5 protein-coding genes are annotated in these 4,309 nt (G+C 54.2%); all 5 read right to left on the bottom strand.

The window, feature by feature from the left end; genetic code table 11:
• Positions 1 to 571, bottom strand: a 571-nt coding sequence (locus tag Q7V06_RS02820; protein ID WP_304837770.1) for a toprim domain-containing protein, incomplete at its 3' end; no start/stop codon positions are given.
• A 16-nt stretch (positions 572 to 587) separates the two neighbouring features.
• Positions 588 to 2,000, bottom strand: coding sequence for an Asp-tRNA(Asn)/Glu-tRNA(Gln) amidotransferase subunit GatB (gene gatB, locus Q7V06_RS02815; protein WP_304837767.1), 1,413 nt, complete (start codon positions 1,998 to 2,000; stop codon positions 588 to 590).
• Positions 1,997 to 3,295: an Asp-tRNA(Asn)/Glu-tRNA(Gln) amidotransferase subunit GatA gene (gene gatA / locus Q7V06_RS02810; protein ID WP_304837764.1), complete on the bottom strand. Its 1,299-nt coding sequence runs from the start codon at positions 3,293 to 3,295 to the stop codon at positions 1,997 to 1,999. The genes gatB and gatA overlap by 4 nt, the downstream gene beginning before the upstream one ends.
• Position 3,296: 1 nt before the next feature.
• The gene (gene gatC / locus Q7V06_RS02805; RefSeq protein ID WP_304837761.1) at positions 3,297 to 3,566 is read right to left on the bottom strand and encodes an Asp-tRNA(Asn)/Glu-tRNA(Gln) amidotransferase subunit GatC; all 270 of its coding nucleotides are present in this window, start codon (positions 3,564 to 3,566) and stop codon (positions 3,297 to 3,299) included.
• A partial coding sequence (locus tag Q7V06_RS02800) for an asparagine synthase C-terminal domain-containing protein (RefSeq protein WP_304837758.1) occupies positions 3,556 to 4,309 on the bottom strand: 754 nt, incomplete at its 5' end. The genes gatC and Q7V06_RS02800, both read right to left, overlap by 11 nt.

Below are 4,309 nucleotides of genomic sequence, written 5' to 3'. Positions count from 1 at the left end.
GGATGTTTCCGCCACCCCGTTTTGCCGCGATCGAGATGAACCGGGTGAGCGAGGCTCCCCAGACGAGATCGACGATCTGGCGGGTCTCCCCGGCTGCTGCAAGGTTGAAGTCGAGCGGTTGTGTCTCTGCAAAGGCCCGGTTGATCTCGTCAGGGGTGATTGCCGAGAAACGTGACCTGTCGACAGGTACAGTCTTGTTGACGGCACGGACAAGCTCATATGCCTCTTTTCCGATCAGTTCACCTTCAGTATCGTAGTCAGTGGCGATCGTGACTGAGTCTGCCTTTCGTGCTGCCTTCTGGAGGAGGGATACGATCTTCTTCTCAGTCGGCCTCTTGATGATCCCAGCACCGATCAGGGTTCTTGGTGGATGGGTTGCACTCCTCCAGTTGTCGTATCCCGGTTCAAAGTCAACCTCGACGACATGACCGCGAAGACCGATCACCTGAGTATTCCCAAACTCATAGATGGTTGCCGCCCCATCTTTTTTGGATGAAATCTTTGCATCTCCTGAGAGGATCTCAGCGATGCGCCTGGCGGCGATGTTCTTCTCGGCTATAATCAGATGCACAGAAACACTCTCCTGTTTACTCCTTAAGGAGATCCTCAATAATTCTGGCGATCTCTTTTGGATCGGCCCGTCCTCGTGTAGCCTTCATCACCTGGCCGACGAGGAAGTTGATCGCCCCGGCTTTTCCGGCACGCTGGTCGGCGACTGCAGGGCCGTTCTCAGCGAGAACTGATGCGACAATCTCCCGGAAGGCTCCTCCCTCCTCTTTTGATAATCCAAGACGGGCGATGACTGCTCCTGGCATCTCCGGAGTTGATCCCTCCATCACCTGATTTAAGAGGAGCCTGAGGATCTCAACAGCTGACGTATCGGTGATGGTGCCCTTCTTCACCTCTTCAAGGAGGGCGTTGAAGTGCGGAACCGGAACCTTTGAGATCGGCATATCACGGTAGTTCAGTTCTCCAAGGAGTATATCGGCAGTCCATGGTGCGGCCACTTCAGGGATGCCGGAAGCAACCTCCTCAAAGAACTCTGCAAGTCTGAGATCCCCCGTAAGGGTTCTTGCATGATTGAGTGAAATCCCATACTGCTGCATAAACCGGTCACGCCGTGTATCCGGCAACTCCGGCAGTTCGATCTCTTCAACCCATGAACTGACCTGAAGCGGTGCGAGATCGGGTTCAGGGAAGTACCGGTAGTCATGCTCCATCTCTTTTGAACGGGCAGAGGTGGTGACACCCCGTGCCTCCTGATAGTGCCGTGTCTCACGGACGATCTGAGCGTTCCTCCGGATCATCCCCTTCTGGCGGGTGATCTCAAAGGTGAGCGCTTTTTCGACGCCCTTGTAACTGGTGATGTTCTTCACCTCGACCCGTTCGTACCCTTTGATCGAGATGTTTGCGTCGACTCTGAGTGATCCTTCCCGTTCTGAGTCATAGATCCCGAGGTATTCGAGGGTCGCCCTGAGTTTGTTTAAGAACCGTCTCGCCTCTTTTGGTGAGGAGAGCTCTGGTTCAGTCACGATCTCAATTAATGGGACGCCGGATCTGTTGTAATCAACGAGGGTGTAGCGGCCGCGATCCCCGCTCCCTTTATGGACAAGCCGACCCGGATCCTCCTCCATATGGATTCTGGTGAGATTAATCCGCTTCTCACCGCCAGCTTCCGCTTCGATCTCGATATAACCTCCAAGTGCAAGAGGTTTGTCGTACTGGGTAATCTGAAAGGCTTTTGGAAGATCGGGATAGAAGTAGTTCTTCCTTGCAAACTCAGAGAACTCCGGCACCTCACAGTGAAGTGCCTTTGCAACCCTGAGAGCATAAACGACCGCCTGTCTGTTTAAGACCGGAAGTGATCCCGGCAGACCGAGGCAGACCGGGCAGACATGGGTGTTTGGCCCGTCATCCCGGTAATCTGTTGAGCAGCCGCAGAATAACTTCGTATTGGTGTTCAGCTGGCAGTGGATCTCAAGGCCGATGATGACGGTCATGCTGATCCCTCCTCAAAAGCCAGAGCAGCAGCAAGGATCTCATCCTCGGCAAAGTGCCTGCCGATCAACTGGAGTCCAACCGGCATACCATGGGCAGTGCCGCAGGGGACTGAGAGAGCAGGAACACCGGCAAGGTTTGCAGGCACCGTCAGGATATCTGCAAGATACATCGAGAGGGGATCGCTCGTCTCCCCGAGTCTGAACGCAACTGTTGGCATCGTCGGGCCTGCGATGATATCCACGCTCTCAAAGAGGCGTTCAAAATCATCCCTGACCATCTGCCGTGCAGCTTGCGCTTTTGCATAGTATTTTCCCTGGTACCCGGCTGAGAGTGCGAAGCTGCCAAGCAGTATCCTCCGCCTGACCTCCTCACCAAATCCAGCTCGCCTGATCTCTGAGTATGCATCATGCCAGGAACGGACGGTGTCAGGTGCCTGACCATATCTGACCCCATCGTACCTGCCAAGGTTTGAGCTTGCTTCGCTCATTGAGGTGACATAGTATGCTGCAAGCGCATACCTCATGCTTGGCATGGAACACGGTACGATCACAGCACCAAGCTCTTCAAGCCTTTGAATGCCGGATTGCACAACGGATGCGACAGCCGGATCGACCCCTTCGCCAAAGAACTCGGCAGGAACGCCGATCCGTTTCCCCTGTATCTCTGATCTGAGTGGAGTGGGTGCAGGCAGATCGAGGCTTGTACCATCCCGTGGATCATATCCTGCGATACAGGAGTAGAGGAGGGCGCAATCTCTGACGTTTCGTGCCAGAGGTCCGATCTGTTCAAGAGAATTTGCATAGGCGATCAGGCCGTACCGGGAGACACGACCATATGTTGGTTTTAATCCGACTATCCCACAGAAAGAGGCGGGACACCGGATCGATCCTCCGGTATCTGTCCCAAGTGCCATCCTGACAAGACCAGATGCAACGGCTGCAGCTGATCCACCAGATGATCCTCCCGGCACCCGGGTCGGATCAACCGGGTTTGTTGTTGGGCCAAATGCTGAGCTCTCGGTGGTGGTGCCCATCCCAAACTCATCCATATTTGTCTTGCCGACGATTGCTCCACCAGCAGATCTGATCAGCGTGATTACATGGGCATCATAGGGAGGGATGTACCCTTTCAGAATCTTCGATCCGCAGGTGGTCTGTATTCCTGCTGTTGAAATATTATCCTTAATGGCGATGGGGATGCCTGAGAGGGGGCCTTCCTGATAGTCAATCTCTCTGCACAGAGTGATGAAGGCATTATCCGGATCTGGTTTATCAAAGCTCATCTTCGATCCCATCTCAGATCACCCTCGGGGCACGGATGAAACCATCTTCCGGATCAGTGGAGTTCTTCAGGATCTCCTCATGGGGGAGAGATGGTACAACAACATCATCTCTAAAGACGTTGCTTCGACTGCGCGTTGCCCCACCCATCCCCTCGACCGAATCGAGGATACCAAAATATTCAAGTATTGCATTGAACTGACCGGTAAAAAGCTCCAGTTCAGACTCATCGACGCCGATATCTGCGATTGTGGCGATGTGTGCTACATCTTCTTTAGAAACCATGCTCTGCCCTACCATCCTGCAACTGACGTATGTACCCTTGTACTGCCCTTTTAAAACCTCTTTCCCGTGCGAGATCCCTGATGACCTTCCATACACCACTCCCATACTGCATCGCCTTCTTATCATACCATGCGATATCCTCAGGAATAACGGCAGAAGCGGCTTTTCGGAGCGGGAATTTCCGCACCCCGGATTGGATCATCTCCCCTGCCGGAATCTCATCAGCGGCGCGCATCACCCTTGCATCAAGGAACGGAAGCGAGAGCCAGATTCCAAAGAGTCCTGCAACCGCCTGATCCCGTGCCATCTGTCGCGCGAGATCGGTGATGTCGGCTCTTCGGTCCTCCTCCAGATCACTGCTCTGAAGATACCGTGTATAGCCACAGAAGAGTTCGTCCGCCCCCTGACCGGAGATGATCCGATCATACCCCATCCCGGCGGCGGCACGGCAGAGGAAGTAGGCGGTCGCAGCAATTGAGGCATCTACCGGATTTGGGGACGGCAGCAGGGGGATGACACGTATGAGTGCATCTTCAACCTCTTCGGGGTCGATGATGACCGGAGTGAAGTCACAGTGAATCGTCTCTGCAACCATGTGTGCACGTTTGAGATCGTGAGAATCTTCAATTCCAACACAGATGCATGGCCTCCCGGCAATTGCGGCAATGAAGCTGGAGTCAACCCCGCCGGAGAGGGCAACGACGCTTTTATCACTGCTTCGCAGGAGGACTGCCGTTTTGACT

It is taken from the genome of Methanocalculus sp. (assembly GCF_030651615.1).
In the GTDB taxonomy this organism is placed as follows: domain Archaea; phylum Halobacteriota; class Methanomicrobia; order Methanomicrobiales; family Methanocorpusculaceae; genus Methanocalculus.
The sequence above is the reverse complement of the archived record's forward strand: the minus strand, read 5'-3'. Positions and strand labels throughout refer to the sequence as shown.

What these genes read in the sequence shown, in the direction of transcription:
- gatC (WP_304837761.1), bottom strand. Translation starts at nt 3,566, where the DNA reads ATGGTTTCTAAAGAAGATGTAGCACACATCGCCACAATCGCAGATATC.
- gatB (WP_304837767.1), bottom strand. Translation starts at nt 2,000, where the DNA reads ATGACCGTCATCATCGGCCTTGAGATCCACTGCCAGCTGAACACCAAT.
- gatA (WP_304837764.1), bottom strand. Translation starts at nt 3,295, where the DNA reads ATGGGATCGAAGATGAGCTTTGATAAACCAGATCCGGATAATGCCTTC.